The sequence below is a fragment of the Nonomuraea sp. NPDC049709 genome (assembly GCF_040674815.1).
Taxonomy (GTDB): domain Bacteria; phylum Actinomycetota; class Actinomycetes; order Streptosporangiales; family Streptosporangiaceae; genus Nonomuraea.
This window is the reverse complement of record NZ_JBFANM010000077.1, coordinates 14,486-40,275: the sequence shown is the minus strand read 5'-3', so window position 1 is coordinate 40,275 and position 25,790 is coordinate 14,486. Positions and strand designations below refer to the sequence as shown.

Here is a 25,790-nt window from a genome sequence, read left to right as displayed (position 1 = left end):
GTGCGCTAGGTTGGTTATCGTGGATCTCGACTTCTCCCCGGCCGAGCGGGACTTCCGCGCCGAGGTTCGCGACTGGCTCAGGACGCACGTGCCGGGCCCGCTCCCGTCCATGGACACCCCCGAGGGCTTCGCCGCCCACCGCGCCTGGGAGGCCGAGCTGGCGGGTGCGCGGCTGTCCGTCGTCTCCTGGCCCGAGGAGTATGGCGGGCGCGGCGCCTCCCTGATCGAATGGCTGATCTTCGAGGAGGAGTACTGGGCCGCCGGCGCCCCCGCCCGCGTCACCCAGAACGGGATCTTCCTGCTGGCGCCGTCCCTGATGCGGTTCGGCACGGCCGAGCAGCGCGAGCGCTGGCTGCCCAGGATGGCCAGGGGCGACGACGTGTGGGCGCAGGCGTGGTCGGAGCCGGAGGCCGGCAGCGACCTGGCCGCCCTCACCTCCCGCGCCGAGCCCGTGCCGGGCGGCTGGCGGCTGTCCGGCCACAAGACGTGGAGCTCGCGTGCCGCCCACGCCACCCACGGGTTCGGCCTCTTCCGCACCTCGGGGACGCGGCACAAGGGGCTGACGTACTTCCTGTTCCCCCTGTCCGAGGTCGGCGTGCGGCCGATCGCGCAGCTCGACGGGTTGCCCGGCTTCGCCGAGCTGCACTTCGACGGCGTGTACGTGCCCGAGTCGATGGTGCTCGGCCAGGCCGGCGAGGGCTGGCGGATCGCGATGGCCACCACCTCCTCCGAACGCGGCCTCACCCTGCGCAGCCCCGGACGTTTCCTGGCCACCGCCGACCGGCTCGTCGCGCTGGCCCGCGACGCCGCCGACCCGGCCCTGGCCGACCGGGCCGCCAGGTGCTGGGTGGAGGCGGAGGCGTACCGGCTGCACACGTTCGGGACGGCCCGCCGGATCATGGCGGGGGACGAGATCGGGTCCGCGGCCAGCATGGGGAAGATCTTCTGGTCCGAGCTGGACCTGCGCATGCACGCCCTGGCCCTGGAACTGCTCGGGGACCGGGCGCAGGAGTGGCTGGACGGGTTCCTGTTCTCGCTGGCCGGGCCCATCTACGCGGGCACGAACGAGATCCAGCGCAACATCGTCGCCGAACGGGTCCTGGGGCTGCCGCGATGAACTTCGGATTCACCGACGACCAGCTCGCCCTGGCCGCGACCGTGCGCGACGTGCTGCGGGCGCACTGCCCGCCCGCCGCGCTGCGCTCCGAGCGGCGCCCGGCCTGGGAGCAGCTGGCCGCGCTCGGCTTCTTCGGGCTGCTGCTGCCTCCCGAGGCCGACGGGCTGGGGCTCGGGCTGACCGACGTCCTGCCGGCGCTGGAGGAGACCGGGCGCGCGTGCCTGCCCGGGCCGGTCGTCGAGACGGCGGTGGTGGCGCCGTCGCTGCTTCCCGGGGTTCCCAAGCTGGCCTCCGGCACGGTGTGCGTCGGCGTGCTGCCGCCCGGGCAGGCGTACGCGGCGGACGCCGACCTGGCCGACCTGCTCGTGGTGGTGCGGGACGGCGGGGCGCGGCTGGTGGGCGGGGAGTCCGTGCGCCTGGCCGTCCGGGCCGGGATCGATCCGTGCCGGCCGCTGTTCGAGGTGGCCTTCGACACGTCCGAGCCGCTGGGTGGGTCGCCGGCCGGTCGGCCGGCCGTCTCCGTCGAGGCCGCCCTGTGGCGGGGCACGGTGGCGACGGCCGCGCAGCTCGTCGGGGTCGCCAGGGAGCTGCTCGCGATGACCGTCTCCTACGCGCGGGCCCGTACCCAGTTCGGGGCGGCGATCGGGTCGTTCCAGGCGGTCAAGCACCAGCTCGCCGACGTGGCGGTGGCGGTGGAGTTCGCGGCGCCGCTGGTCCACCGGGCGGCCCTGTCCGTGGACGGCGCGGTGCCGAGCGCCGGGCGGGACGTGAGCGCCGCCAAGGCCGCCGCCGGGGAGGCCGCCACGCTGGCGGCGCGGGTGGCGCTGCAGGTGCACGGCGCCATCGGCTACACCGAGGAGCTGGACCTGCGGTTCTGGCTCGCGCGGGCCTGGTCCCTGTCGGCCGCGTACGGCACCGCCGCCGCGCACCGCGAGCACCTGCGTTCCGAGATCGTCGGCGGCTCCCCGCGGAGGTACCCGTGAAGTTCGGCGTCCCGCTCGGCCTGCTGCACCCGGCCGCCTGGAAGGACGTGGCGGTGGCGGCCGACGAGCTCGGGTTCGAGTCGGTGTGGCTGCCCGAGCACCTCGTCTTCGCCACCGACCTGTCCCTGGCCGTCTACCCGGGCACCACCGATCCGGGGATCAAGCCGTCGACGCCGCTGTTCGACGCCCCCGCGTACCTGTGCTGGCTGGCCGCGTTCACCACGCGCGTCCGGCTCGGCACGGCGGTGCAGCTGCTCGCCCTGCGCCACCCGTTCGTGTCCGCCCGCGCGTTCGCCACCCTGGACGTGGTGTCGTCGGGGCGGGCCATCTGCGGGGTCGGGGCGGGCTGGTACCGGGGGGAGTGGGAGGTGGCCGGGGTGCCGTTCGAGACCAGGGGAGCACGGCTGGACGAGGCGATCGAGGTGGTCAGGCGGCTCTGGAGCGAGCCCGTGATCGCCCATTCCGGGCGGTTCTACTCCTTCTCCGAGGTGGCCTTCGAGCCCAAGCCGGTGCAGCGGCGGCTGCCCGTGCTCGCGGGCGGGGAGTCGGCCGCCGCCCTGCGCCGGGCGGCGCGGCTGTGCGACGGATGGATCAGCATGCCGCACACGATCGAGTCGATCAAGCCGCAGCTCGACCGGCTCGGGCCGGGCGTGCCGGTGACGGCGCACGCGTATGCGCTGGCCTCGCCGGACGAGGTGGCCGCGTGGGCGGCGCTCGGGGTGGAGCGGCTCATCGTACGGCCCTGGACGCGCAGCCGGGACGCGGTGTCCCGGCTGGCCGCCTTCGCCGCCGACTACGGCGTCACGAGCAGCGGCGGGTCGTGATCCTGCCCGTCGTGATCGTGGTGCACTGCTGCGGTCTCGTCGTCGTTCTCGGCGGCGTGACACCCGGGTCATCCGGGGGTTCCACCGCGATCTTGCTGCCCTTGCCGCCGCCGGGCCGTGCCCTGAACGTCTCGGTGTGATCGGACGGGCGGAAAGAGCCGTTCACGGCCTTCCTTCCCACCGCGGGGATCTGGCTGCTGAGCGGGAGGACATACCACTCGTGGCCACCGGCCTCGTCGTCGCAGAGGTCGTCCCGAACCCGGATTCTGGTCGATTTCCGCACGCAGATCTCGATGCGGTCCTCGTCATCGGCAATGAGGATGTCCTCCCCTTTACCGCCCTTTTCGGAGACCCGGAACGGGAAATCGAAGGAGCCGTCGAATGTGCCCGAGCGCGCCTTCTTCCCGACTGCGGGGATTTTCGCGGTCAGCGGGAGGTAGTACCAGGTGTGGCCCTTCGCCTCGTCGTCGCAGAGCTGGTCCGCGGCCCTGACCAGGGTGGCCTTCCTGACGCAGATCTCCGCCCGGTCGGCCTCTGTGCCTTCGTCCTCGTCGGTCTCCTCCCAGACGGCCTCCGGGACGAACTCCTCCGGCGGACCGGCGCATCCGGTGACCAGGATTAATGCCAGGCCGAGGGAAGAAGAGCGTAAGGCGGTCGGCGACAATTGGCCCTACTTTCCGTATTCGTCCATCGCTGGACGGCTCAACGACGGCCGCGGAAAGGGAGTTCCCGACATACCTTTCAGGCCCGGTGCCGTCCTCTTCCGGCGCGCGTCGCGCCGACCAGTTCGTGATCCGACCGGCGGTGGCGGCGCCCTCTCAGCGGGCCGTCGTGCGTGAGCGGCTCGTGGTCCGGGCGCCGGTGCCGGCGGCCCCGAGGCGGCAGGTCGGGCGAGAACGTGGCGTGCTCCTCGGCGGCACGGCGGCGCCGGCGACCCCGGTAGGCGGCCTCGGAGGAGTCGAGGACGTCCTCGTGCCCGCGCCTGCGCCGGGGCGGGCTGAAGGCGTCGAACGCGCTGGTCGCCCCGGGGATGACGATGCGCTCGAACGGCCCGGTGTCGACGACCCGCTGGAGGGGGCCGGTGTCGAGGACGACCTCCAGCGGCCCGGTCTCGTCGGTGAACTCGAACCGGCTCCGGTCGAAGTCCGGCTCGAAGGGGTCGTCGTCGAAGGCGGGCGTGAACGGGCCGCTGTCGGCGGCCTGGCCGTGGGAGCGGGTGCTGCGGTGCCCCGGCACGGCGTCCGTGGCCAGGTCGAACGGCCTGGTCTCGTGCGGCAGCTTCCGGTGCGTGGTGGGGCGGGCGGTCCCCGCGGAGACGAGGGAGGGCTGGGCGGCCGTGGCCGCGGCCGTGGCGGTCATCGGGGCGGTCCCCGGGGCCGTCACTGTGGCGGTCACTGGGGCCGCCACTGGGGCCGTCACCGGGGCGGTGGTCGTCCGGCGGCGACGGCGGCGGCGGCGGCCGGCCTTGGAGCGGGACGGGCGGGCGGGCTTGCCCGCCGCGGCGACCGGGCTCAGGCGCATGCGGCGGGTCTTGGCCACGGCGAGCAGCGCGAGGGCGGCCACCAGCGCCGAGCCGACCAGCGTCGGGGCGCTGACGGCCGGCAGCGGGCCGGTGGCGGAGGCGTCGGTGTGCGTCGGAAGAGGCTCGGCGGTCGCCGCCTCGGTGTCCGCCGTGGCAGGTTTGGCGTGCTTGCCCTTCTTGACCGTGCTGGGCGAGGGGGAGGCCGCCGCCCTCGGGCTCGTCGTCACCGACGCCGAGGCCGAGACGGAGGGCTGGGGCTGCGGCTGGACCTGGGTCTTGGGCTGCTCCTGAGCACGGCCCTGGGCCTCCTCCGGGGTCTGGCCCTCGGTACGCCCCTGGGCGCCGGACTCCTCCCGCCCGGGGGTCCGCGACTGGAGCCGGTCGGCCCCGGCCAGCGGGGTCTGGGCCCGCCCCACCTCGCCCCTGGGGATCAGCGAGCTGAGCGACTCCTCGGGAAGCTGGAGCGTGCCAACTTGATCGCCGTCCTTGGACGCCTCCTTCTCGGCCCGCTTCGCCGCCGCCTCGTCCAGCCGGGACTTGATCCGCTCCGGGTAGCCGTAGCCGACGACCTTGCTCGTGTCACGTTCCTTGCGCTTGGCGACACCGCCGTCGATGTTGCCCTCGATCGTGAAGATCCGGCCGTTCTCGACCTTCGTCACGATGCCGACGTGATCGATGTTGTCGACGTCGTTCGAGCCGCTCCAGTCGTAGAAGACGAACGCGCCGACCTTGGGCGTCTTGCCCCACGCCCCCTGCTCCTTGAACCACTCCGCGTGCGCCACCGTCCACGCGAACTGCCCAATCCACTCCTCGTAGCCGAGCTTGTGCGCGGCCCAGGAGAGATACATGTCGCACCACGGTGCGGAGCTGTAGTCGGCGTCGAACTCGACGTTCTTGCCGTACCAGTCGCCGAACTTGGTGTACGCGCCCGACTTCTCGGCGTAGCCGATCTGGCTCTCGAGCAGTTCGATGTACTTCTGGATCTCTGGCGTCATGGAAGCGTGGGGAAACCTTCCGCGCAAGACCGGTTTATCCACGCAGCCCTAGGTAAAGGGATAACCCGGGACTGGTGTGACAAGACCGGAGGCCTGTCGTCTTCCGTGATGAGTGAGGTTACCGTGCCGTAACCCCAGGTCAAGCACGTCCCAAGAGAGACCCATGCCACTCTAAGGATAGAAACCGCAGGTCAAGGATGTTGCCAGAAATGTCCATGCCTAGGTGGTTTAACCAGAAAAGATCTACCTTCAGGTGAGGTCTCAGTACCCTGCGCCCGTCAGCAGCCCGCCGTCCACGGTGAACTCGCTGCCCGTGCAGTAGCTGGCCCGGTCGGAGGCCAGGAACGCCACCACGTGCGACACCTCCACGGGCTTGGCGAAGCGCTTGATGACCATGGACTTGACGAAGGCCTCGCCGTCGACCTCGTTCATCATCACCGGGTCCATGGCCATCGCGGTGTTGATCGCCCCAGGGTGCACCGAGTTGACCCGGATCTTGAACCTGGCCAGCTCCCGCGCCGCCGACTTGGTGATGCCGCGGATCCCGAACTTCGAGGCCGAGTACGCCGACAGCCCCTCGGCGCCGACGTACCCCTCGATCGAGGAGATGTTCACGATGGCCCCGCGCCCGGCCGCCTTCATGGGCTCGATCGCCGACTTGATCCCCAGCCAGGTGCCCTTGAGGTTGACGCCGATCACCCGGTCGAACTCCTCGGGCGACATTTCGGCGATCCGCCGAAATTTCAGGATCCCGGCGTTGTTGACCAGCACGTCCAGCCTGCCGTACACCTCCGTGGCCGTCGCCACGGCACGCTCCCACTCCTCCACGCTCGTCACGTCGTGCCGGACGAACGTGGCCCCGGTCTCCGCCGCCAGCGCCTTGCCCTCCTCCTCCAGCACGTCCCCGAACACGACCCGGGCCCCCTCCTCCAGGAACAGCCGTACGTGCGCCGCCCCCATGCCCCGGGCCCCGCCGCTGATCAGCGCGACCTTGCCGTCAAGCAGTCCCATGACGCCCTCCTGCCGCGACGGCCACGGCGGCCGCCTCCATGGTGCGGTAGACGGGGATCCCCGCCGCCGCCGCGATCCGCCTTACCTCGTCCTCGACGCCCGGGGGCGCGCATTCGCCGTTCCTGGTGACCAGGGTGATCCTGATCCCGGGCCGCGCGGCCTGGGCTCCGGCGAGGGCGCGGGTGTAGGCGTACAGAGGTTCGGTCCTGTCCCCGTACGTGAAGAACGCCGGGACGTTCACGTGCGCCACCACGTCCCGGTACGGCCCCTCGAGCGCGTCGATCACCTCGGCCACGAGCCCGGCCCGGCCCAGCGGGCCCACCGGCACTTCGAGCGGGTTGCCCGCCGCCACCACCCCGAGCCCGCGCAGCGCGTCCAGGCGGTCGCCGGGCAGCGCGTCCAGCCGCACCCCGGCCAGGTCGAACGCGTCCGCCGCCAGCACGCTCGCGCCCCCGCTCGGCCCCACCACCAGCACCCCGTCCCCCGAGGGGGTGCGGGAGCCGTGCGCCTGGAAGAACGCCAGCACGCCGATCAGGTCGTCCTGGGTGGGAACCAGCGCCGCCCCCGCCTGCTCGGCCACCGCCTCCCAGATCCGCCGGTCGCTCACCATGCCGCCCGTGTGCGAGGCCGCCGCCCGCTGCCCCTGCCCGGTGCGCCCGCCGACCAGCAGCACCACGGGCAGCTCCGCGTCCCGCAGCGCCGCGTACAGCTCGCGCCCGTCCCGGGGATCCTCCAGGTACAGCCCGACCGCCCGCGTCTCGGAGTCGCGGGCGAGCCAGCGCAGCAGCTCAGCGGGGGTGACGTCGGCCGCGTTCCCGACGGTGACGACCCGGCTGAACGCCAGCCCGCGCCGCTCCCCGACCTTGATCACCTCTCCGGCGAGCCCGCCGCTCTGGGAGATCAGCGCGACCGTGCCCGCGGGCCCGATCCCGCCGCCCACGAACGTCTGGCGGCCCTTGGGCGAGTACACGCCCATGCAGTTGGGCCCGAGCAGCCGCGTCCCCGCCGCCCGCGCCGCCGTGACGAGCTCCTCCTCGAGCTCCGGCCGCCCGGCCTCCCCGAACCCGCCGCTCATCACCTGCACGAACGGCACCCCGCGTGCCTGCCGCACCACCTCGGCGCACCGCTCGGCGGGCACCGCGACGAGGGCGTAGTCCACCTCCGCCGCGGCCAGCGACGGCACGGCCGGCACCCCCGCCACCTCGGCCGCCGTGGGGTGCACCGCCACCAGCGGGACGCCCGTGGCCCGGTAGAAGCCGAGGAACATGTTCCCGAAGTTCGGCCTGGACGTGGAGGCCCCGGCGACGGCCACGGCCCCGGGCTCGAAGAGCGGCAGGAAGTCCGTCGCGCGCGTCACAGGCTCGCCGGGGGACGCCTCGCCCGGCAGGTGGCGGGCATCGACCGCGATCACCCCGGCGGGGCCGGCGATCACCGGGTTCAGCTCGAACTCGCCCAGCTCCAGCCGCTCCCACAGCCCTCCGGGCCCGCCCACCGTCATGAGCAGCTTGACCACCGCGTCCACGTCCACCGGCGGCCCGCCGCGCCAGCCGTCCAGCAGCCCGGCCCCGCGCAGGGACGCCAGCATGCGCCGCGCGTCCCCCTCCGCGATCGGGCAGAGCCGCAGCGCGGTGTCGCGCAGCGCCTCGGTCCACACCCCGCCCAGCCCGGCGAGCAGCACCGGCCCGAACGCCGGGTCCCGCACCAGCCCCACGATCAGCTCGACCCCGGCCGCGGCCTGCTCCTCGACCAGGAACCCGGCGGGCTCCAGCCGGGCCGCCATCCCGGCCGCCGCCGCCTCCAGGTCCGCGAAGCGCAGCCCCAGCGCCACGGCCCCGGCCTCGGACTTGTGCACCAGCCCGGGCCCGAACGCCTTCAGCACCAGCGGCTCGGCCAGCTCCCGAGCCGCCCCGAAGTCGAGGTCGCGGACCACCACCCCGCGCGGCACCGGCACCCCGGCGGCGGCGAGCAGCGCCTTGACCTCGTGCTCGTACGCGCTCACCCGTGCAGCTCGCGGATCTTCCTGCGCAGCAGCTTGCCGGGCCCGCCGGAGGCGTCCTGCGAGTGCGGCAGCTCGCCGGTCACCACGATGCGGTCCGGCCGCTGGTGCGCGGGCAGGGTGTCGGCCAGGGCCAGCGCCAGCTTGGAGGCGTCGAGGGTGTGCCCGGCGCGCGGGACGACGGCCAGCAGCACCTCCTGCTCCGCCGCCCCCTCGGGAACCCCGACCGCGCCCGCCTCGGCCACCCCGTCCAGCGCCGAGGCCGCCTCCTCGATCACGACCGGCTGGGTCCAGACGCCGCCCTTGAGGATCGAGTCCTCCCTGCGGCCGAGGACGCGCAGCACGCCGTCGGCGGAGAGCGTCCCGAGGTCGCCCCCCACGTACCAGTCGCCGCGCAGCACCTCCGCCGTCTTGTCCGGCAGGCCGTCGTACCCGGCCATCCGGTGCGGCCCGGCCAGGTTGATCTCGCCGACCTCGTCGATCACCGGGTTCCCCTGGGGGCCAGTGATGCGCACCGCGTTCCCCGTACGGGCACGCCCCGAGGACCCCAGCGGGGTGGAGCCGTCGTCCACGCGCCCCATACACGTGTACGGCGCCTCGGTCTGCCCGTAGTACGAGAACACCCCGGCCTGCGGCAGCCGGGCCTTGATCCGGTCGAGCATGGTCGCGGTCAGCGGCTCGCCGCCCAGCATGATCACCTGGATGGAGGACAGGTCCACGCCCTCGTGGGCGGCCGAGGCCAGCAGGGCCGCGTAGAACGAGGGGATCTGCGACACGTGCGTGACCCGTTCGCGGGGGACGACCCGCAGGAAGTTCTCCGGCCCCCAGTCCTGCTCCAGCACCAGCCGCATCCCCGCGTACAGCGCGGGCCCCACGATGGCCGGGAAGCCGATGCCCCAGATGATCGCGCCCGTGCCGAACACCGAGTCGGGCCCGCGCGGCACGTCCAGCCAGATCTGCGCCGTGGCCAGCGACGACGCGTGCGTGTGCGTGACCGCCTTGGGCAGCCCGGTCGTCCCCGAGGTGTAGTAGAGCGCCAGCGGGTCGTCGTGGAACCCGGCGAGCGGCGGCTCCTCGTCCGACGCCTCGGCCAGCTCCCGCACGTCGATCCACGTGGTCACCTCCGGCAGGCTCGGCCTGATCCGCTCGACCACCGCCTCCACGGTCGCGTCGTGGACGAACGCCGTGCACCCGGAGGCCGCCACCACGTCCCGCAGCGTCTCCTCCGGCCAGTACGGGTTCAGCGCCGCCGTGACCGCCCCGATCTTGGCCTGCGCCAGGTAGACCTCGGCCACCCGCAACGTCTCGTTGAGCAGCGCCGCCACCCGCCTGCCCGGCGTGATCCCGGCGGCGAGCAGGGCGTTGGCGCGGCGGTTGACGTTCCGGTTGAGCTGGTCGTAGGTGAAGCTCTGCTCGCCGCAGTACGTCAGCGCCACCCGGTCGGGCGTGCGCAGCGCTCCGGCGGTCAGGATCGCGTGGCCGTAGTTGCCGTAGGGTGATCGTGCCATGGGGGGTGCCTCCACATCAGAGGGGCAGATCAGAGGGTTCGGGAGGGTTCGCAGGGGCTTGGAGGGACGCGTACAGCACGAAGACGTTCCCTGAGGGGTCGCGCAGCACGGCCCGCGTCTCGTGCGGCCCGGCCTCGGGCGCCCGCACCACCTCGGCGCCGCGCGCCGCCAGCTCCCGTACGGCCCGCTCGACGTCGTCCACCTTGTACGACGGGGCGGCCGAGGCGGTGACGTGCTCGGCCGGCCCGGCCAGCGCCACGGTGACCCCGCCGCCGTCGAGCGCGGCGAACCGGTCGCCGTCGCGGAACTTCACCGGCAACCCGTAGAAGGCGATCGCCTCGTCCAGGTCGGCGACGGGGATGAGCACGTTGCCGAGCTTCACGCGGGCCTCCAGTGGGGAAGGTCGTCGAGGAACGTCACGCGTACCGGGAGGCCGACGCGCACCTGCTCGGGGGCGCACTCCACCACGTGCCCGAAGGCCCGCACGCCCTCCGGCAGGTCCACCCAGGCCATCACGTAGGGTTCGCGGCCCCGGTAGGCGGGGGCGAACGAGCGGTGCACGACGGTGTAGGTGTGCACCACGCCGTCGCCGGAGGCGGGCTCGAACACGAGCCGGTCGCCACCGCACCAGGGGCAGGCGGCCTCGGGGAGGTGGATGCGGCGGTCGCAGGCGGTGCAGCGCTGGATGACCAGCTCGCCGCGCCCGCAGGCGGCCCAGTAGGCAGAGGTGTCACCGCTCATCGCTGCCAAGCTAGCGCACGCTTGGTTTCTCGACAAGGCCCGCCTGGCCGCAGCGCGCTGACCCCCGCTGCCGCACCCGAGGTGGCGTTCACTCCGGGTCCGACGGGTCCGGCAGGTCCGACGGGTCCGGCGTGGCGGGGAGGAGGCCGGGCGAAGGCTCCTCGGACGTGCGGAGGGGGGCCGTGGACGGGGTGGGCGATGGCCGGGCGACCGGGGCGTCCGAGGGTCGCGCGACAGGGGCGTCCGACGGCTGGGCGGCGGGGGCGTCGGAGGTGGAGGGGGCGGGGGTGTCGGTGCCGGAGGCGGTGTGGTCCGTTGTCGGCGTGGGGTCGGCGGAGCGGGTCGGGGCGGGGGGCGGCGGGCAGGCCGGGCCGGTCACCGCCACCTCGCTCACCTGCGGCCCGTTCCCCGCCGCCGGTTCCGTCATCACCAGGATCCCGAAGTACGCCCGCTCTCCGCACGCCACCGCCCCCGGATCGTGCGTGAGGTCGGTGGTGTAGGCGGTGCTGCCGCGCAGGGTCCGGGTCTCCCGCCGGACCGTCCTGGCCGTCCCGCCCTCCCCGTCCCGGCGCGTGTACGAGATCCGCAGCCGCACCGGCCCCGTCCCGTCCGCCGTGACCGAGACCGCGCCCGCCGTGCCGCTCCACCGGACGATGCTGGCGGCCCGCACGGTGGGGAGCGGCACCGAGGTCCCGCCCTGGCGGCCGGTGGGGAGCGGGGGAGGGGGCGCCGTCGTGCCGGTGGGGGGTGGCGGCGGCGCGAGGGTCGTGGGCGTGCGGCGGGGGGTGGCCGGGGCGGACGTCTGGCCGGGAGTGGCGGGGGGTTCGGTGGTGGGCACGGGGGCGGCCTGGGTCTCGGCCCTGGGAGGCGGCATCAGGATCGCCCCCGGCCCGGGAGGCATCTGGCCACCGGACAGCAAGATGGCGATCAGCGCCGCCACCACCGTCGCGCCCGCCACCCACAGCTGCGGGGGCAGCCTGGGCATCCGCCGTACCCGGTCACGCAGGCCGGCCATGGCCGGAGCCTCGCGGTCGGTCCTGGCCAGGGGGAAGCGGAGGGCGAGCAGCGTGGCCTGCTCCGCCAGGTGCCGCCGCCCCCGCTTCTCCCAGTCGGGGCCGTACCCGGCGACCGCGTCCTCCTCCAGCTCCGCCGCGAACTGCCGGGCCGAGGCGTACCTGGTCGCCGGGTCCTTGGCCAGCCCCTGCCGGAGCAGGTCGCGCAGCGTGTCCGGCGCCACCTCCAGCGGCACCGGCTCCACCAGGTGCTTGTCCCGCAGCGCGGGGACGTCCGGCTCCTCGTCCCGCTCGCCGTCCGGCCCCTCCTTGTACGCCCGGTAGGGCGGCCGCCCCCTGACCGCCTCGAACAGCACGCACGCCGCGGCGTACACGTCGGCGGGTGGCCCCGCCCGCTCCTGCGTCCACAGCTCGGGCGACATGTACGCCGGGCTGCCCGCCGGCACGCCCGGCTCCTCGGCGTGCACGACCACGCCGAAGTCGGCCAGCTTGCTGGTGCCGTCGGCCTGGACCAGGATGTTGCCCGGTTTGACGTCCCGGTGCGGCACGCCCTTCTCGTGGGCGGCGGCCAGGGCCAGCAGCGTGCTCTTGACCAGCGCCAGCGCCGCCTCCGGGCTGGTCCGGCCGTGCTCGGCCAGCAGCGTATGCAGCGACACGCCGTCCACCAGCTCCATGACCACGGCGGCCCTGGTGGGGGTCTCCACGTACTCGTACAGGCGCACCACGTTGGGGTCGTCGAGCTCGACGAGCTCGTGGGTGTCCGACCGGAAGCGGTCCATGAACTCGGCGTCCCTGCGCAGGGTGGCGTTCAGATACTTGATGGCCACGTACGCGCCGGTCGACTGATAGGTGGCGAGGAAAACGCGGCCGGTGCGGCCGGCGCCGAGCTGGCGCACTTCACGGTAACCAGGGACCAAGTCGTACCCCCATAAGGCAGCCGTCTTGGATTCGACGGTCTCACCCGGGGTTCGGGTTGTCACGACCGCAGATATTTCGCCCCGCGTTAATGCGAGTTGACGCTGAGTGCCGGTGTTATGCTTCCCAAGCAAGCGCTCGGCTAAATAGCTGGGGAGGTCGCCGGTGGGGCGCGTGGCGGTGCTGGTGATGGAGATGCAGCGGGGCGTGGTCGGCGATCGTACGAAATTTCCGGAATTGGTGGAGGCGTGCGCCCGCCACGATGTGATCGCCAACGCGGCCCGCCTGCTCCAGGCGGCCCGGCAGGCCGGGCTGCCGGTGATCCACTGCACGGCCGCCTTCCGCCCCGACCGGGCCGGCTCCCACGCGGCCAACAGCCCGTTCATCGTCTCCCTGCTCAAGGACCCGGACCACATGCTGGAGGGCACGCCGGCCGTCGAGGTCCTGCCCGAACTGCGGGACGGCGGCGACCTGGAGAGCCGGCGCCATCACGGCTTCTCCCCGTTCACCGGCACCTCCCTGGACATGACGCTGCGCTCGCTGGGCGTCTCGGCCGTGGTCGCGGTCGGCGTCTCGCTCAACCTGGGCATCCCGGGCCTGGCGCTGGAGGCGGTCAACCTGGGCTACCGGGTGACGGTCGTCACGGACGCGGTCGCGGGCATCCCGGAGGACTACGCGCGGGGCGTGCTGAAGCACACGATCAGCATGCTCGCCACCCGTGCCACCACGGCGGACCTGGTCGAGGCGTGGCAGTGATGGACGGGCTGCGCCTGGACGGGCGCGTGGCGGTGGTGACCGGGGGAGCGGGCGCGATCGGCGCGGCCATCGCCGCCGACCTGGCCTCGCTCGGCGCGCAAGTGGTGATCGCCGACGTGGACCTGCCGAACGCCGAGAAGGTGGCGGCCGGCCTGCCCGGCGCGCGGGCGATGGCCGTGGACCTGGCCTCGCCGCCGGCGGTGGAGGGGTTCGGGGGCGCGGTGGGCGAGGTGGACGTCCTGGTGCACAACGCCGGGGTGTCGATCGTGGAGCCGTTCACCGAGAGCGACCCGGCGGGCTGGGACCTCATGTGGCAGGTCAACCTGCGCGGGCCGATGCTCCTGACCAAGCTGCTGCTGCCGGGCATGCTGGCCAGGGGGTGGGGGCGGCTGGTGTTCGTCTCCTCCGACGGGGCCAGGGCCGGGTCGGGCGGCGAGGGGGCGTACGCGGCGACCAAGGCCGGGCTGTTCGGCCTGGCCAAGACGCTCGCCCGCGAGGCCGCCAGGGCGCACGTCACCTCGAACGTGGTCTGCCCCGGCCCCACCGACACCCCCATGCTCCGCCGGGTGTCCGCGGCCGAGCCTGGGCTGGTCGACAAGATCGCCCGCGGCATCCCGCTGCGCCGCCTCGGCACGCCCGCCGACGTGGCCGGGCTGGTCGCCTACCTGTGCACCGATCGCGCCGCCTACATCACCGGGCAGATTTTGTCGGTGAGCGGCGGCGTGACCATGCACTGAGCGCCCATGACCTCACAACGAGTCGTAGACCGCCTGCGCCAGGCGCAGGCCGCGCAGGTTGCCGGAGATCGCGTTGGCCATCTTGTTCATGACGTAACCGATCGCCAGGCCGCGCCCCGGGTCGCCCAGGCCGAGGGAGCCGCCCATGCCCGAGTGGCCGAACGCGGTGGGCGACGGCATCGGGAAGGTCAGCGACGGCCGCATGAAGCCGAGCCCGAACGAGGTGTCCAGGAGGAGGACCCGGTCGGGGCCGTGCACGTGAGGGCGCATGGCGTCCTGGAGCGTCTCGGGGCGCAGCAGGTCGCCGCTGACCAGCGCGCGGTAGAACCCGGCCAGCCCTCTGGCGGTGGTGACGACGCCGGCCGCCGGCCAGCCCGCGCGCAGGACCACCGGGTTGTTCGCGCCGCCCTTGAGCAGGTGCATGCCGGGGTTGCCGAGCGCCCGGTTCATCAGGCTCTGCGGGTCGAGCGCCGCGCGGGCCATCTCGGCCAGCACCTCCGGCGGCCGCCCGCCGGCCGGGGTCTCGGTGACGCCGGACCCGGGGCGCTCGCCGGCCTTGAGCCGCGCCGTGCGGGCGATCACGGAGTCGGGCGCCCCCACCCACAGCTCCAGCTCCAGCGGCCCGGCGATCTCGGCGGCCACCAGGTCGCCCACCGACTTGCCGGTCACCCGCCTGATCACCTCGCCCACCAGGAACCCGTACGTCAACGCGTGATAGCCGTGCGCCGTCCCCGGCTCCCAGAGGGGCGCCTGCCCGGCCAGCCGCGCCGCGATCGCCGGCTGGTCCTCGAACTCCTCCACCGGCACCGGCTCCGCCACCACCGGCAGCCCGCACTGGTGGGTGAGGAGGTGCTCGACGGTTACCGCCTCCTTGCCGCCGGCCGTGAACTCCGGCCACACGTCCGCGACCGGCGCGCGCACGTCCACCAGCCCCCGCTCGGCGAGCTGCAGCAGCACGGCGGCGGTGATCGCCTTGGTGCAGGAGTAGGCGAAGGCCGGCGTGTCCGCCGCCCAGGCCCGCCCGGTGTGCCGGTCGGCGATCCCGTCCCACAGGTCGACCACCGGCTCGCCGTCCAGGTAGACGGCGAACGCGGCGCCCAGCTCCTCGCCGTCGGCGAAATGCCGCTCGAACACCTCGCGTACACGAGAGAACCGCGGATCGCAGTGCATCGGACCTCCGGAGAGAAAGGGAGCGCTTACTTGGTTCACGAGCCTAACAACTGGGGACGATTCGGCCCAGACGATCAGCGTGGCACCCTCAACCTCCTCACCCCGGCCGTGGTCCTCGACGCCCTGCGCAGCGCCACCACCGGCGAGGTGCTGAGCCTGGCCATGCCGATCAGGGGCGCCACGTCCTCTCCCGCCCCCGGCACGGTGCCGCACCTGCCGGGCCGCCCGCTGCCGCAGCACTTCATGTCCGTGGACGGCGGCGACTACGCGGCGGGCGCCCGGCCGATCGGCGCGGGCCTGCGGGTGGCCGACGACGCCCTCGTCGTCACCCACCACGGCACCACGACGCACATGGACGCGCTGTGCCACATGTGGTCGGGCGACGAGCTGTACAACGGCCATCCGGCCGCCCGGGTCCGCTCGTACGGCGCCACCCGCTGCGGCATCGAGCACGTGGGCGGGGTGGTGGCCAGGGGAGTGCTGTACGACGTGCCCCGGCGGCTCGGCGTGGACCACCTGCCGGCCGGCTACCGCGTCCCGGCCGGGCTGCTGGAGGAGCTGGCCACGCCGCGTCCCGGGGACGTGGCGGTGATCCGTACGGGGTGGCCGGTGGTGTGGGAGCGCTCGCGCGAGGAGTACTGGTCGGGCCAGCCCGGGCTGTCCGCCGAGGCGGGCCGCTGGCTGGCGGCGCGGGACGTGGCCGTGGTGGCCTCGGACAACGCCGCCATCGGCGGGCTCAACGCGAAGGGGCTGGCCGACGAGCCGCTGGAGGACGACCTGCACCTCGTGCTGCTGCACCGGCACGGCATCCACCTGATCGAGATGCTCTGGCTGGAGGAGCTGGCGGCGTCGGGACGTACGGAGTTCGTGTTCGTCGCGGCGCCGCTGCGGATCGAGGGCGGCACCGGAAGCCCGCTCACCCCGCTGGCGATCCTGTGATCGCAGGCCAGGTGACCGGGAGGCGGGCGACCCCGTACACGGCGGCGTCGTGCTTCAGCGGCACCTCCGTGGCGGGGACGGCCAGCCGCAGGCCGGGGAAGCGCTCGAACAGCGCCCGATAGCCGATGTGCAGCTCGATCCTGGCGAGCTGCTGCCCGAGGCACTGGTGCACGCCGTGGCCGAACGCCAGGTGCCTGCGGGCCTCCTGGCGGCCGGGGTCGAGCGCCTCCGGGTCGTCGAACACGTCCGGGTCCCGGTTGATCAGCGGCAGGGAGAGCGCGACGGTCTCGCCCTTCCTGACCAGCGTGCCCGCCACCTCCACGTCCTCCATCGCGGCCCTGCTGGGCGCGCCGAGGTGCACGATCGACAACCAGCGCAGCAGCTCCTCGACCACGCCCTCCTCGTACGCGCGCCCCGCCTCCAGCAGCGCGAACACGCCGAGGGCCAGCATGTTGGCGGTGGTCTCGTGGCCCGCGACGAGCAGGATCATCGCGGCGTTGACCAGCTCCTCGTCGGTGAGCTCGCCGGTGAGGCCGCTGATCAGGTCGTCGCCCGGCGTGGACCGCTTGCGCCGTACCAGCTCGCCCAGGTAGCCGGCCAGATCGGCGATCGCCTTGGCCACGTCGCCGTCCGCCCCGACGATCTGGAGGCTACGGTCCTGGAAGAACTCGTGATCCTCGTACGGCACGCCGAGCAGCTCGCAGATGACCACCGACGGGATCGGCAGCGCGTAGGCGCTCACGAGGTCCACCGGCGGCCCCGCCGCGGCCATGGCGTCCAGGTGCTCGGCCGCGATGCGCTCGATGCGCGGCTCCAGCACGCGCATCCTGCGCAGCGTGAACTGGCCGGTGAGCAGTCGGCGGTAGCGCGTGTGCTCGGGCGGGTCCATGGCGCCGAAGAACCCTGGCGGCGCGGGTTGCCCGGTCTCGCCGGCCGTGGTGAACCGTAGGGCGGCGTGCTTCAGCTCCCGCCGCGCGCTGAACCTGGGATCGCTCAGCACGGCCCGGCCCGCCGCGCTCGTGGTGGCCAGCCAGCCCAGGTGGCCGTCGGGGAACTCCAACCGGCTCATCGGCGGCAGGCCGCGCAGCTCGGCGGGCGGGTCGAAGGGGCATCGCGGGTCGCGTTCCGTGGGAAGTCGCATAAATGTGAGAGTAGACTCTCAATTGATAGTTGTATAGCGAAAGATGGTGATCTCTCGTGAGTGGACGCGGCCCGCCGTACCCCGGAGAATGCGGAGTCATGAGCGACCGACCGGGCCTGCGCGAGCGGAAGAAGGCCAAGACGAGGGCGTCGATCCAGAAGGAGGCGCTGCGGCTGTTCCGCGAGCAGGGCTATTCGGCCACGACGGTCGAGCAGATCGCGGAGGCGGCGGAGGTGGCGCCCAGCACCGTCTTCCGCTATTTCGCGACGAAGGAGGAGCTGGTGATGGTCGACCAGTTCCCGCCCTTCGTCGAGGCGCTCCAGGAGGTGCCGCCCGAGGTGGGGCCCGTGCCGGCCGTACGGATGGCGATGCGTGCCGTGATCGAGGCGCAGACGCCGGAGGAGCGCGCCGACAGCCTGGAGCGCGAGCGGCTCATGCTCACCGTGCCCGAGCTGTGGGCGGCGAGCCTGGAGAACATCACCGGCGTGGTCAGGAGCCTCAACGAGCGGTTGGCGGCGCGCGAGGGCCGCGCGCCGGACGACCCGGAGATCCGCAACGTCACGGGGGCGATCGTGGGGTTGATCATGGGAGTGTGGGTCGACTGGGTGCGGGATCCGGGCATGGACGCGCCTGCCGAGCTCGACCGCGCCCTGCTCCACCTGGAAGCGGGGCTGCCGCTGGATCGGGCCGTGGATCGGGCCGTGGATCGAGGCGGTCAGGCGCCCGGGTAGTTGCCGCCGCCGTGGGTCTCGTCGAGGGCGTCGTAGTCGGGGGTGAAGCCGCGCTTGGGGATCGTGTCCACGAACGTGACGTGCCGCGGCTTCTTGTACGACGCCAGCAGCGTTCTGACGTGCTCGACCAGCTCGTCCGCCGACGCCTCGGCCGCGGGCTTCAGCGCCACGACGGCCTTGACCGCCTGGTGCCAGTCGGGGTCGGGGACGCCGATGACGGCGGCGTCGGCCACCGCGGGGTGGGTCTTGAGCGCGCGTTCGACCTCGGCGGGGTAGACGTTCTCGGCACCGGACTTGATCATGCGAAGCTTGGGGCCGATGAAGGTGATGGTGCCGTCGGGTTCGCGGCGGCCGAGGTCGCCGGTGTGGTGCCAGCCGTACGCCGACTTTTCGGCATTTAAGTCGGGCCGGGCGAAATATCCGGAAAAGAGGGTCTTGCCGCGGGCGCAGATCTCCCCGACCTCGCCCGCCGGGACCTCGGTGCCGTCCGGGGCCAGCAGCCGTACCTGCGCCAGCGGCGACGGCCGCCCCGCGAACCCGGCCCCGCCCTCCGCCAGCCCGAGGAAGGTCAGCATGCCGCCCACCTCGGTCTGCCCGTACCCGCCCATCTTGGAGCGGCACCAGGGGGAGTCGTCCACGGTGATCATGTCGTCCCACTCCGCCGAGTGGGCGACGAAGCGCAGCGACGACAGGTCGTACTTGCCGCCCGCGTTCGCCTTCGCCACCGCGTCGATCATCTGCCCGAACAGGAACGCCTGCGTCACCCGTTCGGCGTCGATGAGCCGGCACGTCTCCTCGGGGTCGAAGGCGGGGGTGAAGACGTTCGTGCCGCCGATCTGGAGGGTGGCCAGGCAGAACATCATGGTCCCGACGTGGAAGAGCGGGCCGTTGTTGAGGAAGGTGAAGCCGGGCTCCATCTGGCGTACGACGAGGAGGGAGGTCGCGTGCGCCACGAGCGCGGCGCTGCTGAGCAGGGCGGCGCTCGGCCGGCCGCCGAACGCGGCGGTGTAGAGGGCCAGGACCGGCTCGGCGTCGCTGACCTGGGGGAACTCCCTCGTGCCGACGCCCGCCACCAGTTCCTGGTACTCATCGCCCGCGCGTACCCACGGCTGCCGGGCCGAGGCGCTCAGGGCCGTGGTGGCCTCCGACGGCTCCCAGACGACGGCCGCCGGGGCCAGGTCGTCGAGCACGAAGCGCAGCTCGTCCTCGGACTGCCGCCAGTTGGCCGGGCACAGGACGGCGCCCAGCCGGGAGCAGGCCAGCAGCAGCTCCAGCACCGCGTACGAGTTCTGCCCCAGCCACAACACCCGGTCGCCGGCCGCGACGCCCAACCCGTCCAGCGCCGCCGCCAGCCGGGAGACGCGGACGTCCAGCTCCGGGTAGGTGAGCCGGACGTCACCGTCCACCACCGCCGTCACCTGCGGGCGGCTGCGGGCGTGGTCGGCGAGGACGTCTGACAGGGACAGGCTGTGGATCATCTTCGGTCTCCCTCAGGCCCTGAAGGCCGGCATCACTTCGGTCGCGAAGAAGCGCATGACCCGCTTCATGTCCTCCAGCGGCATCGGCCGGGTGCTGCCGAAGTCGCACAGGAGGTTGCCGAACCCGGCGTCCCTGAGCAGCGAGATCTGCTCGATCACGCGCGCCGGGTCCCCGATCACCTCGAGCTGCTCCCACCGGAAGTCGGGGGAGACCGTGCCGCCCTTGAGGTAACGGTCCTGGTAGTACTCGAAGCCCTGGGCGGTCCGGCCGGTCTTGGGGTCGATGGGGGCGCTGCGCTCGTTGAAGATGCGCGAGCGGTCGAACGACGCCTCGAACCTCGCCTGGTCCGCGCGGGCCTGCTCCAGGGTGGGGGCGACGTACACGCTGCGGGCCACCACCAGGTCGGCCCCCGCCGGGTGCCCGGCCTGCGCGGCCGTCTCCCGCCAGGTCTCGGCCGCCTTGACGACCTTGCGGAACGTGGCCGCCGGGTCGGCCAGGATGGGCAGGCCGCGCTCGGCGTACATGGTCACGGTCTCCGGCGAGACGGCCGCCACGTGCAGCGGCGGGTGCGGGGTCTGCAGCGGCCTGGGCACCAGCGAGACCTCGGCGCCGGTCTTGTAGAACTTCCCCTCGTGCTGGTACGCCTCCTGCGTCCAGAGCCCGACGATCACCTCCAGCGCCTCGTTGAACCGGTCCCGGGCCTCCGCTAGGTCGATCCCGAACCCCTCGAACTCGAAGCTCTGGTACCCCCGCCCGATCCCCAGATCCAGCCGCCCCCCGGACAGCACGTCGACCTGGGCGGCCTCCTCGGCCACGTGGACGGGGTTGTGCAGCGGCAGCACCACGATGCCGGTGCCGAGGCGCAGGCGGGAGGTGCGGGCGGCGGCGTGGGCGAGCATGGTGAACAGGTTCGGTACGACGCCGTAGTCGCGGAAGTGGTGCTCGGCCAGCCGTACCCCGTCGAACCCCAGCTCCTCGGCCAGCTCCATGAGCTCCAGGTGGTAGTCGTAGACGTCCTTGAAGCTCTGGCCGTCGAAACGGTGGAAGAGGTGGAAGGTCGAGAACTTCATGCGGCGGCCCCTCAACGGTAAACCAAGCGCTCGCTTGGGAGCGTACCACAGCCACCCCGCAACCCCCGCCCGCTTTCGTGCCCGCCCCAATCCTGGTCACCGGCTGGACCGGCGGGACCCCACCCTGAATGGGCCTGCGCGTGGGGGGCGCTTCGCGCGTGTGGGCTTTCGGGGGAAGTGCTTTGCGATCCTGACCAGGCCGCTCGGACTGCGCAACTCGGTCACCAGCACCGCGGCGTACGGTTCGTGGCGTTGCCGTCCCGGCGGTGGATCGGGCGAAAGGGTGGATTCGGATCAACGTCCAGATCCATCCCCGTCACATGGCGCCGTCCCGGTAGAAGCTCAGGCCGGCATGCTCGGGGTCGGTGTAGACCTTCACCGTCCCGTCGGGGTACGCCGCGAACGGCAGGACGACGCCGTCCGGACACGGGTGCAGGAACATCAGGGTCGAACCGACGACGACGAACGAGCGGGCCATCGGCGTGGCACGCTCGGTGCCGTGTTCGGCACGCCACTGGCTCACCCGCTCGGCCGCGCCGGGCTGGTCGGCGACGTTCTCCACCTTCCCGATCAGATCCTCGATGGCCGGACGGTCCAGGATCTCGATCTGCAGGTCCTGCGGTTCTTCCATTGGCGTACTCCTTGGCTCGTTCGACGCGGATGCCGGTCAGTTCTGGATGGCGGCGAAGGCCAGACACGCGAGGACCAGGAACAGGGCGACGGCGACCGTCATCCGGGTCATGTAGGCGTGGCGCACGGTACCTCCGGAAGAGACAGCTCAGACCCAGGCGAAGCGCTCGGTGTGGATACGGTCGATGGGTACGCCGAGCTGCGGGATGGCGGCCTCCATGGCGTCGAGCATCGGGTTCGGGCCGCAGATGAAGTACTGGAAACGCGGGTTGGCGGACGGCAGGTGCCGGCGTAGCGTGTCGGCGGTGATGTGGCCGGTTTCTCCCGTCCAGTCGGGCGGCGGTTGTTCGAGCACGTGGACGACCCGCAGGTTCAGCCGGCCGGTGAGTTCGCCGATCTCCTCGCGGAACGGGACGCTGTCCCAGTCGCGGTGGGCGGAGAACAGCACGACCGGCCGCACATCGCCCCGGTCGGCGAGGGTCCGCAGCATGCTCAGCGCGGGGACGATGCCGACCCCGCCGGCGATCAGGCAGAACCCCGCGCCCTCGTACTGGTCGATGGAGAACACCCCGTGCGGGCCGTCGACGTAGACGGTGGTGCCCGGCTGCACCGCGCTGACGCCGGAGGTGAAGTCTCCGAGCGCCTTGATGGCCACGGCGACCGTGCCACCCGTCTCGGCGCTCTCCGCGCTCTCCGCGCTATCGGCGCTATCGGCGCTGGAGGAGAACGAGAACGGGTGCGAGGTGACCGAGAACGGCGACCGGCCGACCGTGATCCAGGCGAACTGGCCGGGCTGGAAACGCAACCCGTCGTGCCCGTGCGGGCGCAGCACGAGAACCGTGATGCGGCCACGCTCGGGGATCACCTGTTCGACCGCCCACGGACGGCGCCACAACCACAGCGGCCGCAGCACCCGAATCCACAGGAGCAGCCCCACGAACGCGGCCGACATGATCGCCCACAGCACCTGTTTCCACAGGCTGTCGATGTAGTAGTTGACCAGCAGCACGTGAATCAGCGCCGCGACGACCGCGACCGTCGCCATCACCGCGTGCAGTGCCTGCCACACCTCGTACGACAGTCGCAGGCGTCGTCGCCAGACCGAGGTCACCATGAGGATCAGCAGCGCCAGCACCGACAGCACGGCGAACCGCGCCCTCCACGGCAACTCGGTGGGGGAGAAGGCGGCGAACACGCCGGGACCTGACAGCGCCATGTGCGCCACGATGAACGCCAGACCGACGTAACCGATCTCCCGGTGAAACTGGATCACCGCATCCGTGCCGAACGGCTCCGCTATGGCCCGGACCCGCGCGACGAGGGCGAACTCGATCCCGATCAAGGCCAGGCCGACGAACCCGAGGGCAACGGAGAAGTCGGTCCAGAAGCCCTGCCCCGGGCGGTTCACCCCCATCAACGCGAACGCCAGGGGTGCCACGCAGACTCCCAGGAACACGCCGATCCACACGATGCCCTGGGCAGCCGCTCTCATGCCGGACGTCCGGCGGCGCTCAGCGAAGTCGCCGGCACGGGCCACCCCCGGGCCCGCTCCGCGACCGCAGCGAACACCGAACCACCGTCCACACCGCTCACACCCCCGCGATGAGCTGCAACAACATGACGTGCGTACCCGTGCGCACCGTGCCAAAACGATCCCGGGACGGGGGCGCGGCGGTCAGGCTCATTCGGTTCCGTCCTTTCCAGCTGAGGTGCGTACATGTAGGTCGTCGCCCCCGCTGACGCCGTTGCGGGTTTCCCGGGCAGGTCGGTGGCCAGGAGGTCGTCGGTCTCCACGACGATCGCGCCTTTCATCCGCCGGTGCAGGTGACAGGCGTGTTCGGCCAGGTTCTGCTCCATCCTGCCGGGCAGCTCACCTACATCATGGGCGGGGCTCTTCACCAGGTCCATGGGGCTCGATACCCGGATGCCTGTGGCCAACCGGGCTCGTGGTTCTGGACTCGCCTGGTCACACCATCTCCGTTGGACGCGGCGCTGTGCTGCTCCGCCGGACCGGCGACGCCGGTCACGGCGGGGCCCGGTGCCACGATCCGAGGGTGGCGTCAGGGGGCGGCGTCCGTCCAGCCGTGGAGCGCGTGGATCACGTTGGATCCGGCGCCGACGATCCGGTACGGCTTGGCGAAGTCGATCGGGGCCGTTTTCAGCGGGGCGCGGTGGCCGAGGGCGACGGAGATCCGTGCCCCGGAGATCGTGGGCTTGGCCGCCGTCGACACCTGGTCGGTCTTGTTGTCCTTCGCCGCCCAATGGAGGGTCCACGCGTCCTTCGCGCCGGTGAGCGTCAAGGTGGCGGTCTTGCCGTCCTGCTCGACGGAGACGGTCCAGACGCTGCGGCTGCGTACTTCCGAAGGGGCGGTCGTGGGGACGGTGCCGGCCGTGGTGAACTCGGCGGTCGCGCCCTCCTTGCCGCCCCGCACGACGGCGGCCAGGAGATCGGCGTACAGGGGTGGCTTGCCCGCGTTCGGCCCGCCCTGGGCGTCGCCGCTCTTGTCCTTGATGCTCGCGCTCTGGAAGGCCGGTTCGGACGCAGGGGGCGGGGATATGGTGCACTTCAGGTCTGCTCGCGTGGTCTTGCCCAGCTTGATGTGGGCTGTCGTCGAGCACGTCTCATCGCCCACGGCGGTCCGGAGGCGGTAGCCGCCTTGAGGTAACGAGAAGCGGAACCCGCTCTGCTCCGAGCGCTTGCCCGCCACCCGCCGGCCCTTGTCGGTGAAGACCTCGACCAGCCCGGGCTGGTAGCCGTCGGTGGTTGCACTGCCGGGTGAGGGCTTGCCGACGTGAACGATGCCACCGATGAGCAGGCCGGTCTTCGGACCTTGGGGGTTCGCCGACGTGTCGGGGTCGGCGGAGGGGTCGGGGTTCGCGGATGCGTCCGGATCCGGGGACGTGTCGGGGGTGGTGGGGGTGTCGCGAGGCTCGCCGTCCTTGGCGTCCGTCGTGGGGTTCGGTACGGGCTCCGGCGCGGTGGACGGGAGGGTTTCGCCGGCGCGTGACTGGGCCGCCGTGGTGGGCGGTGGGCCGGGCTGGAGCAGGGTCCAGGCCACGGCCGCCGCGATCGCTGCCGCTGCGGCGGCGAGCCCGCCTCCTGCCATCAGCACGCCCCGCCTGGTACGACGTGCGCCTCGCACGCCGGTGGTCCGCTCCCGGCGAGAGCCTTCGCTGGAATCCCCGGCGGTGCCCCGGGAGGCGGACGCGGAGCCCCCAGGTGGGTCGGCGGACGCGGAACCTGGAGGCGCGCCGACGGGTGCGGAGTGCCGACGTGCGCCGGTGGGTGCGGACTGCTGACGTGCGTCGGCGGGTGCGGGGTTCTGCGGTGGGCCGGCAGGCGCGGAACCACGGGGCGAGGAGACAGGCGCGGAGTCCCGGGGTGGGCCGGCGGATGCGGAGTCATGCGGCGGGCCGGCAGATGCGGAGATTCTCGGTGTCGAGGTGGTGCCGCCGTCGGCACCGGAGAGGCTCGCCATCGGCGTGTCCAAGCCGTCCGCGAGGGCACGGGCAGCCGCCGCCAAGGCGGAGGCGCTCGGCCAGCGATCTGCCGGATCCTTGGCCATGGCGCGCATGACGACCTCCCGGACCCCGGCCGGGACGTCGTCGGGCAGCCGAGGCGGCTGTTCGTGCAGGTGCTTGAGCGCGATCGCGACCGCGTTCTCGCCCTCGAACGGCACCCGCCCCGCCAGGCACTCGTACGCGACCACGCCCAGCGCGTACACGTCCATCGCGGGGGTGGGGGCGGAGCCCTCGGCCTGTTCGGGCGCGCAGTAGGTGGCGGTGCCCAGCACGATGCCCGAGGCGGTCAGCTGGAGGCCCTCGGCCGTCCTGGCGATGCCGAAGTCGGTCAGCGCCACCGTCCCGTCGGGCCGGATCATCAGGTTGCCCGGTTTGACGTCCCGGTGCACGACGCCGGCCTCGTGCGAGGCCTGGAGTGCCGCGGCGGCCTGCGCGACCAGCTCCATCGTCGGGCCCGCGGCGACCCGCCCCCGGCGGGACAGCAGCAGGTGCAGCGGCTCGCCGTCGAGGTACTGCATGACCAGGTACGGTGTCCGCCCCCCGGGCATCTCGGCGATCCCGAAGTCGAACACGCCCACCACGCCGGGATGGTCGATGGTGGCCATCGAGCGGGCCTCGGCATGGAACCGGGCCGTGAACTCGGGGTTGTCGGCCAGCGCCGCGCGTACCGTCTTCACCGCCACGACCCGCTCGAGCAGCGTGTCCTGGGCGCGCCAGACCTCGCCGTGCCCGCCGCTGCCGAGCCGCGACAGCAAGCGATACCGGCCCGCCAGCAACATATCCGCACTGATCACGTTAAAGACGACGTTCCGGACAAGCCGTCGGTTCGGCGATCCGCGCCACTAATTGCGCAGCCCCTGGTCGGCGCGCCGCGAGGCGCGCTGCCGATCGCACTCCCGGTGGCGCCACCGGCAGTACCGCCGGGAGCGGCCCCGGCAGTACCCCCGGCAGTACCCCCGGCAGCGCCACCGGCAGCGCCACCGGCAGTGC

At 72.7% G+C, this 25,790-nt stretch carries 22 protein-coding genes; 7 read left to right on the top strand and 15 right to left on the bottom strand.

Going from position 1 to position 25,790, the window contains the following annotated elements; translation table 11 throughout:
* Positions 1 to 19 precede the first annotated feature (19 nt).
* The 3 genes from AB0J69_RS49005 to AB0J69_RS48995 are packed head-to-tail and all read left to right on the top strand — an operon-like array spanning position 20 to position 2,924.
* A complete protein-coding gene (locus AB0J69_RS49005) occupies positions 20 to 1,117 on the top strand; it encodes an acyl-CoA dehydrogenase family protein (protein WP_364132796.1) in 1,098 nt (365 codons plus the stop codon).
* On the top strand, positions 1,114 to 2,100 hold the full coding sequence (locus tag AB0J69_RS49000) for an acyl-CoA dehydrogenase family protein (RefSeq protein WP_364132794.1): 987 nt from the start codon (positions 1,114 to 1,116) through the stop codon (positions 2,098 to 2,100). The genes AB0J69_RS49005 and AB0J69_RS49000 overlap by 4 nt, the downstream gene beginning before the upstream one ends.
* Complete coding sequence (locus tag AB0J69_RS48995; protein ID WP_364132793.1) at positions 2,097 to 2,924, top strand: TIGR03619 family F420-dependent LLM class oxidoreductase; 828 nt, start codon at positions 2,097 to 2,099, stop codon at positions 2,922 to 2,924. Before AB0J69_RS49000 ends, AB0J69_RS48995 begins: the two co-directional genes overlap by 4 nt.
* Here AB0J69_RS48995 and AB0J69_RS48990 read toward each other — a convergent pair.
* The 8 genes from AB0J69_RS48990 to AB0J69_RS48955 form a co-directional block, all read right to left on the bottom strand.
* Positions 2,902 to 3,588, bottom strand: a complete 687-nt coding sequence (locus AB0J69_RS48990) for a hypothetical protein (RefSeq protein WP_364132791.1) — start codon at positions 3,586 to 3,588, stop codon at positions 2,902 to 2,904. The genes AB0J69_RS48995 and AB0J69_RS48990 overlap by 23 nt on opposite strands.
* A gap of 77 nt (positions 3,589 to 3,665) precedes the next feature.
* Positions 3,666 to 5,441, bottom strand: coding sequence for a CHAP domain-containing protein (locus tag AB0J69_RS48985; RefSeq protein WP_364132790.1), 1,776 nt, complete (start codon positions 5,439 to 5,441; stop codon positions 3,666 to 3,668).
* A gap of 261 nt (positions 5,442 to 5,702) precedes the next feature.
* On the bottom strand, positions 5,703 to 6,452 hold the full coding sequence (locus tag AB0J69_RS48980) for a glucose 1-dehydrogenase (protein WP_364132789.1): 750 nt from the start codon (positions 6,450 to 6,452) through the stop codon (positions 5,703 to 5,705).
* Positions 6,439 to 8,451: an acetate--CoA ligase family protein gene (locus AB0J69_RS48975; protein ID WP_364132788.1), complete on the bottom strand. Its 2,013-nt coding sequence runs from the start codon at positions 8,449 to 8,451 to the stop codon at positions 6,439 to 6,441. The genes AB0J69_RS48980 and AB0J69_RS48975 overlap by 14 nt, the downstream gene beginning before the upstream one ends.
* Entirely contained in the window at positions 8,448 to 9,956 is a 1,509-nt protein-coding gene (locus tag AB0J69_RS48970) for a class I adenylate-forming enzyme family protein (protein ID WP_364132786.1), read from the bottom strand. The genes AB0J69_RS48975 and AB0J69_RS48970 overlap by 4 nt, the downstream gene beginning before the upstream one ends.
* A 16-nt stretch (positions 9,957 to 9,972) precedes the next feature.
* On the bottom strand, positions 9,973 to 10,338 hold the full coding sequence (locus tag AB0J69_RS48965; RefSeq protein WP_364132785.1) for a VOC family protein: 366 nt from the start codon (positions 10,336 to 10,338) through the stop codon (positions 9,973 to 9,975).
* Positions 10,335 to 10,697, bottom strand: coding sequence for an OB-fold domain-containing protein (locus tag AB0J69_RS48960; RefSeq protein WP_364132783.1), 363 nt, complete (start codon positions 10,695 to 10,697; stop codon positions 10,335 to 10,337). The genes AB0J69_RS48965 and AB0J69_RS48960 overlap by 4 nt, the downstream gene beginning before the upstream one ends.
* Positions 10,698 to 10,785: 88 nt before the next feature.
* Positions 10,786 to 12,627 (bottom strand): protein kinase, encoded by a 1,842-nt coding sequence (locus AB0J69_RS48955; RefSeq protein ID WP_364132782.1) that lies wholly within the window; start codon positions 12,625 to 12,627, stop codon positions 10,786 to 10,788.
* A gap of 163 nt (positions 12,628 to 12,790) precedes the next feature.
* On the opposite strand from AB0J69_RS48955, the gene AB0J69_RS48950 reads away from it, so the two are divergent.
* Positions 12,791 to 13,381, top strand: coding sequence for an isochorismatase family protein (locus AB0J69_RS48950; RefSeq protein ID WP_364132780.1), 591 nt, complete (start codon positions 12,791 to 12,793; stop codon positions 13,379 to 13,381).
* Positions 13,381 to 14,118 carry an SDR family NAD(P)-dependent oxidoreductase gene (locus tag AB0J69_RS48945; protein ID WP_364132816.1) on the top strand — a complete coding sequence of 246 codons (738 nt, stop codon included), beginning with the start codon at positions 13,381 to 13,383 and terminating at the stop codon, positions 14,116 to 14,118. The genes AB0J69_RS48950 and AB0J69_RS48945 overlap by 1 nt, the downstream gene beginning before the upstream one ends.
* A 12-nt stretch (positions 14,119 to 14,130) precedes the next feature.
* Here the strand turns inward: AB0J69_RS48945 and AB0J69_RS48940 are convergent, their stop codons facing one another.
* Positions 14,131 to 15,288, bottom strand: a complete 1,158-nt coding sequence (locus tag AB0J69_RS48940; RefSeq protein WP_364132778.1) for a serine hydrolase domain-containing protein — start codon at positions 15,286 to 15,288, stop codon at positions 14,131 to 14,133.
* Between the two features lie 30 nt (positions 15,289 to 15,318).
* Between AB0J69_RS48940 and AB0J69_RS48935 the strand changes: the two genes are divergently transcribed.
* Positions 15,319 to 16,227, top strand: a complete 909-nt coding sequence (locus AB0J69_RS48935; protein WP_364132776.1) for a cyclase family protein — start codon at positions 15,319 to 15,321, stop codon at positions 16,225 to 16,227.
* Here AB0J69_RS48935 and AB0J69_RS48930 read toward each other — a convergent pair.
* On the bottom strand, positions 16,205 to 17,368 hold the full coding sequence (locus AB0J69_RS48930) for a cytochrome P450 (RefSeq protein WP_364132774.1): 1,164 nt from the start codon (positions 17,366 to 17,368) through the stop codon (positions 16,205 to 16,207). The two genes, AB0J69_RS48935 and AB0J69_RS48930, sit on opposite strands and share 23 nt — an antisense overlap.
* A gap of 98 nt (positions 17,369 to 17,466) precedes the next feature.
* Between AB0J69_RS48930 and AB0J69_RS48925 the strand changes: the two genes are divergently transcribed.
* Positions 17,467 to 18,099 carry a TetR family transcriptional regulator gene (locus AB0J69_RS48925; RefSeq protein ID WP_364132772.1) on the top strand — a complete coding sequence of 211 codons (633 nt, stop codon included), beginning with the start codon at positions 17,467 to 17,469 and terminating at the stop codon, positions 18,097 to 18,099.
* Here the strand turns inward: AB0J69_RS48925 and AB0J69_RS48920 are convergent.
* The 5 genes from AB0J69_RS48920 to AB0J69_RS48900 form a co-directional block, all read right to left on the bottom strand.
* Complete coding sequence (locus tag AB0J69_RS48920) at positions 18,084 to 19,577, bottom strand: AMP-binding protein (RefSeq protein ID WP_364132771.1); 1,494 nt, start codon at positions 19,575 to 19,577, stop codon at positions 18,084 to 18,086. The genes AB0J69_RS48925 and AB0J69_RS48920 overlap by 16 nt on opposite strands.
* 12 nt (positions 19,578 to 19,589) lie before the next feature.
* Positions 19,590 to 20,648 carry an LLM class flavin-dependent oxidoreductase gene (locus AB0J69_RS48915; protein ID WP_364132770.1) on the bottom strand — a complete coding sequence of 353 codons (1,059 nt, stop codon included), beginning with the start codon at positions 20,646 to 20,648 and terminating at the stop codon, positions 19,590 to 19,592.
* 316 nt (positions 20,649 to 20,964) lie between these two features.
* The gene (locus AB0J69_RS48910; protein WP_364132768.1) at positions 20,965 to 21,279 is read right to left on the bottom strand and encodes a hypothetical protein; all 315 of its coding nucleotides are present in this window, start codon (positions 21,277 to 21,279) and stop codon (positions 20,965 to 20,967) included.
* A 147-nt stretch (positions 21,280 to 21,426) separates the two neighbouring features.
* Complete coding sequence (locus tag AB0J69_RS48905) at positions 21,427 to 22,770, bottom strand: ferric reductase-like transmembrane domain-containing protein (protein WP_364132767.1); 1,344 nt, start codon at positions 22,768 to 22,770, stop codon at positions 21,427 to 21,429.
* A 568-nt stretch (positions 22,771 to 23,338) separates the two neighbouring features.
* Complete coding sequence (locus tag AB0J69_RS48900; RefSeq protein ID WP_364132765.1) at positions 23,339 to 25,594, bottom strand: protein kinase; 2,256 nt, start codon at positions 25,592 to 25,594, stop codon at positions 23,339 to 23,341.
* Between the last annotated feature and the right edge of the window lie 196 nt (positions 25,595 to 25,790).

Bases quoted from the DNA above. Each gene is read 5' to 3' on its own strand.
- AB0J69_RS49000 (WP_364132794.1), top strand. From the start codon at position 1,114: ATGAACTTCGGATTCACCGACGACCAGCTCGCCCTGGCCGCGACCGTG.
- AB0J69_RS48985 (WP_364132790.1), bottom strand. From the start codon at position 5,441: ATGACGCCAGAGATCCAGAAGTACATCGAACTGCTCGAGAGCCAGATC.
- AB0J69_RS48980 (WP_364132789.1), bottom strand. From the start codon at position 6,452: ATGGGACTGCTTGACGGCAAGGTCGCGCTGATCAGCGGCGGGGCCCGG.
- AB0J69_RS48970 (WP_364132786.1), bottom strand. From the start codon at position 9,956: ATGGCACGATCACCCTACGGCAACTACGGCCACGCGATCCTGACCGCC.
- AB0J69_RS48960 (WP_364132783.1), bottom strand. From the start codon at position 10,697: ATGAGCGGTGACACCTCTGCCTACTGGGCCGCCTGCGGGCGCGGCGAG.
- AB0J69_RS48945 (WP_364132816.1), top strand. From the start codon at position 13,381: ATGGACGGGCTGCGCCTGGACGGGCGCGTGGCGGTGGTGACCGGGGGA.
- AB0J69_RS48940 (WP_364132778.1), bottom strand. From the start codon at position 15,288: ATGCACTGCGATCCGCGGTTCTCTCGTGTACGCGAGGTGTTCGAGCGG.
- AB0J69_RS48930 (WP_364132774.1), bottom strand. From the start codon at position 17,368: ATGCGACTTCCCACGGAACGCGACCCGCGATGCCCCTTCGACCCGCCC.
- AB0J69_RS48925 (WP_364132772.1), top strand. From the start codon at position 17,467: ATGAGCGACCGACCGGGCCTGCGCGAGCGGAAGAAGGCCAAGACGAGG.
- AB0J69_RS48920 (WP_364132771.1), bottom strand. From the start codon at position 19,577: ATGATCCACAGCCTGTCCCTGTCAGACGTCCTCGCCGACCACGCCCGC.
- AB0J69_RS48915 (WP_364132770.1), bottom strand. From the start codon at position 20,648: ATGAAGTTCTCGACCTTCCACCTCTTCCACCGTTTCGACGGCCAGAGC.
- AB0J69_RS48910 (WP_364132768.1), bottom strand. From the start codon at position 21,279: ATGGAAGAACCGCAGGACCTGCAGATCGAGATCCTGGACCGTCCGGCC.
- AB0J69_RS48905 (WP_364132767.1), bottom strand. From the start codon at position 22,770: ATGAGAGCGGCTGCCCAGGGCATCGTGTGGATCGGCGTGTTCCTGGGA.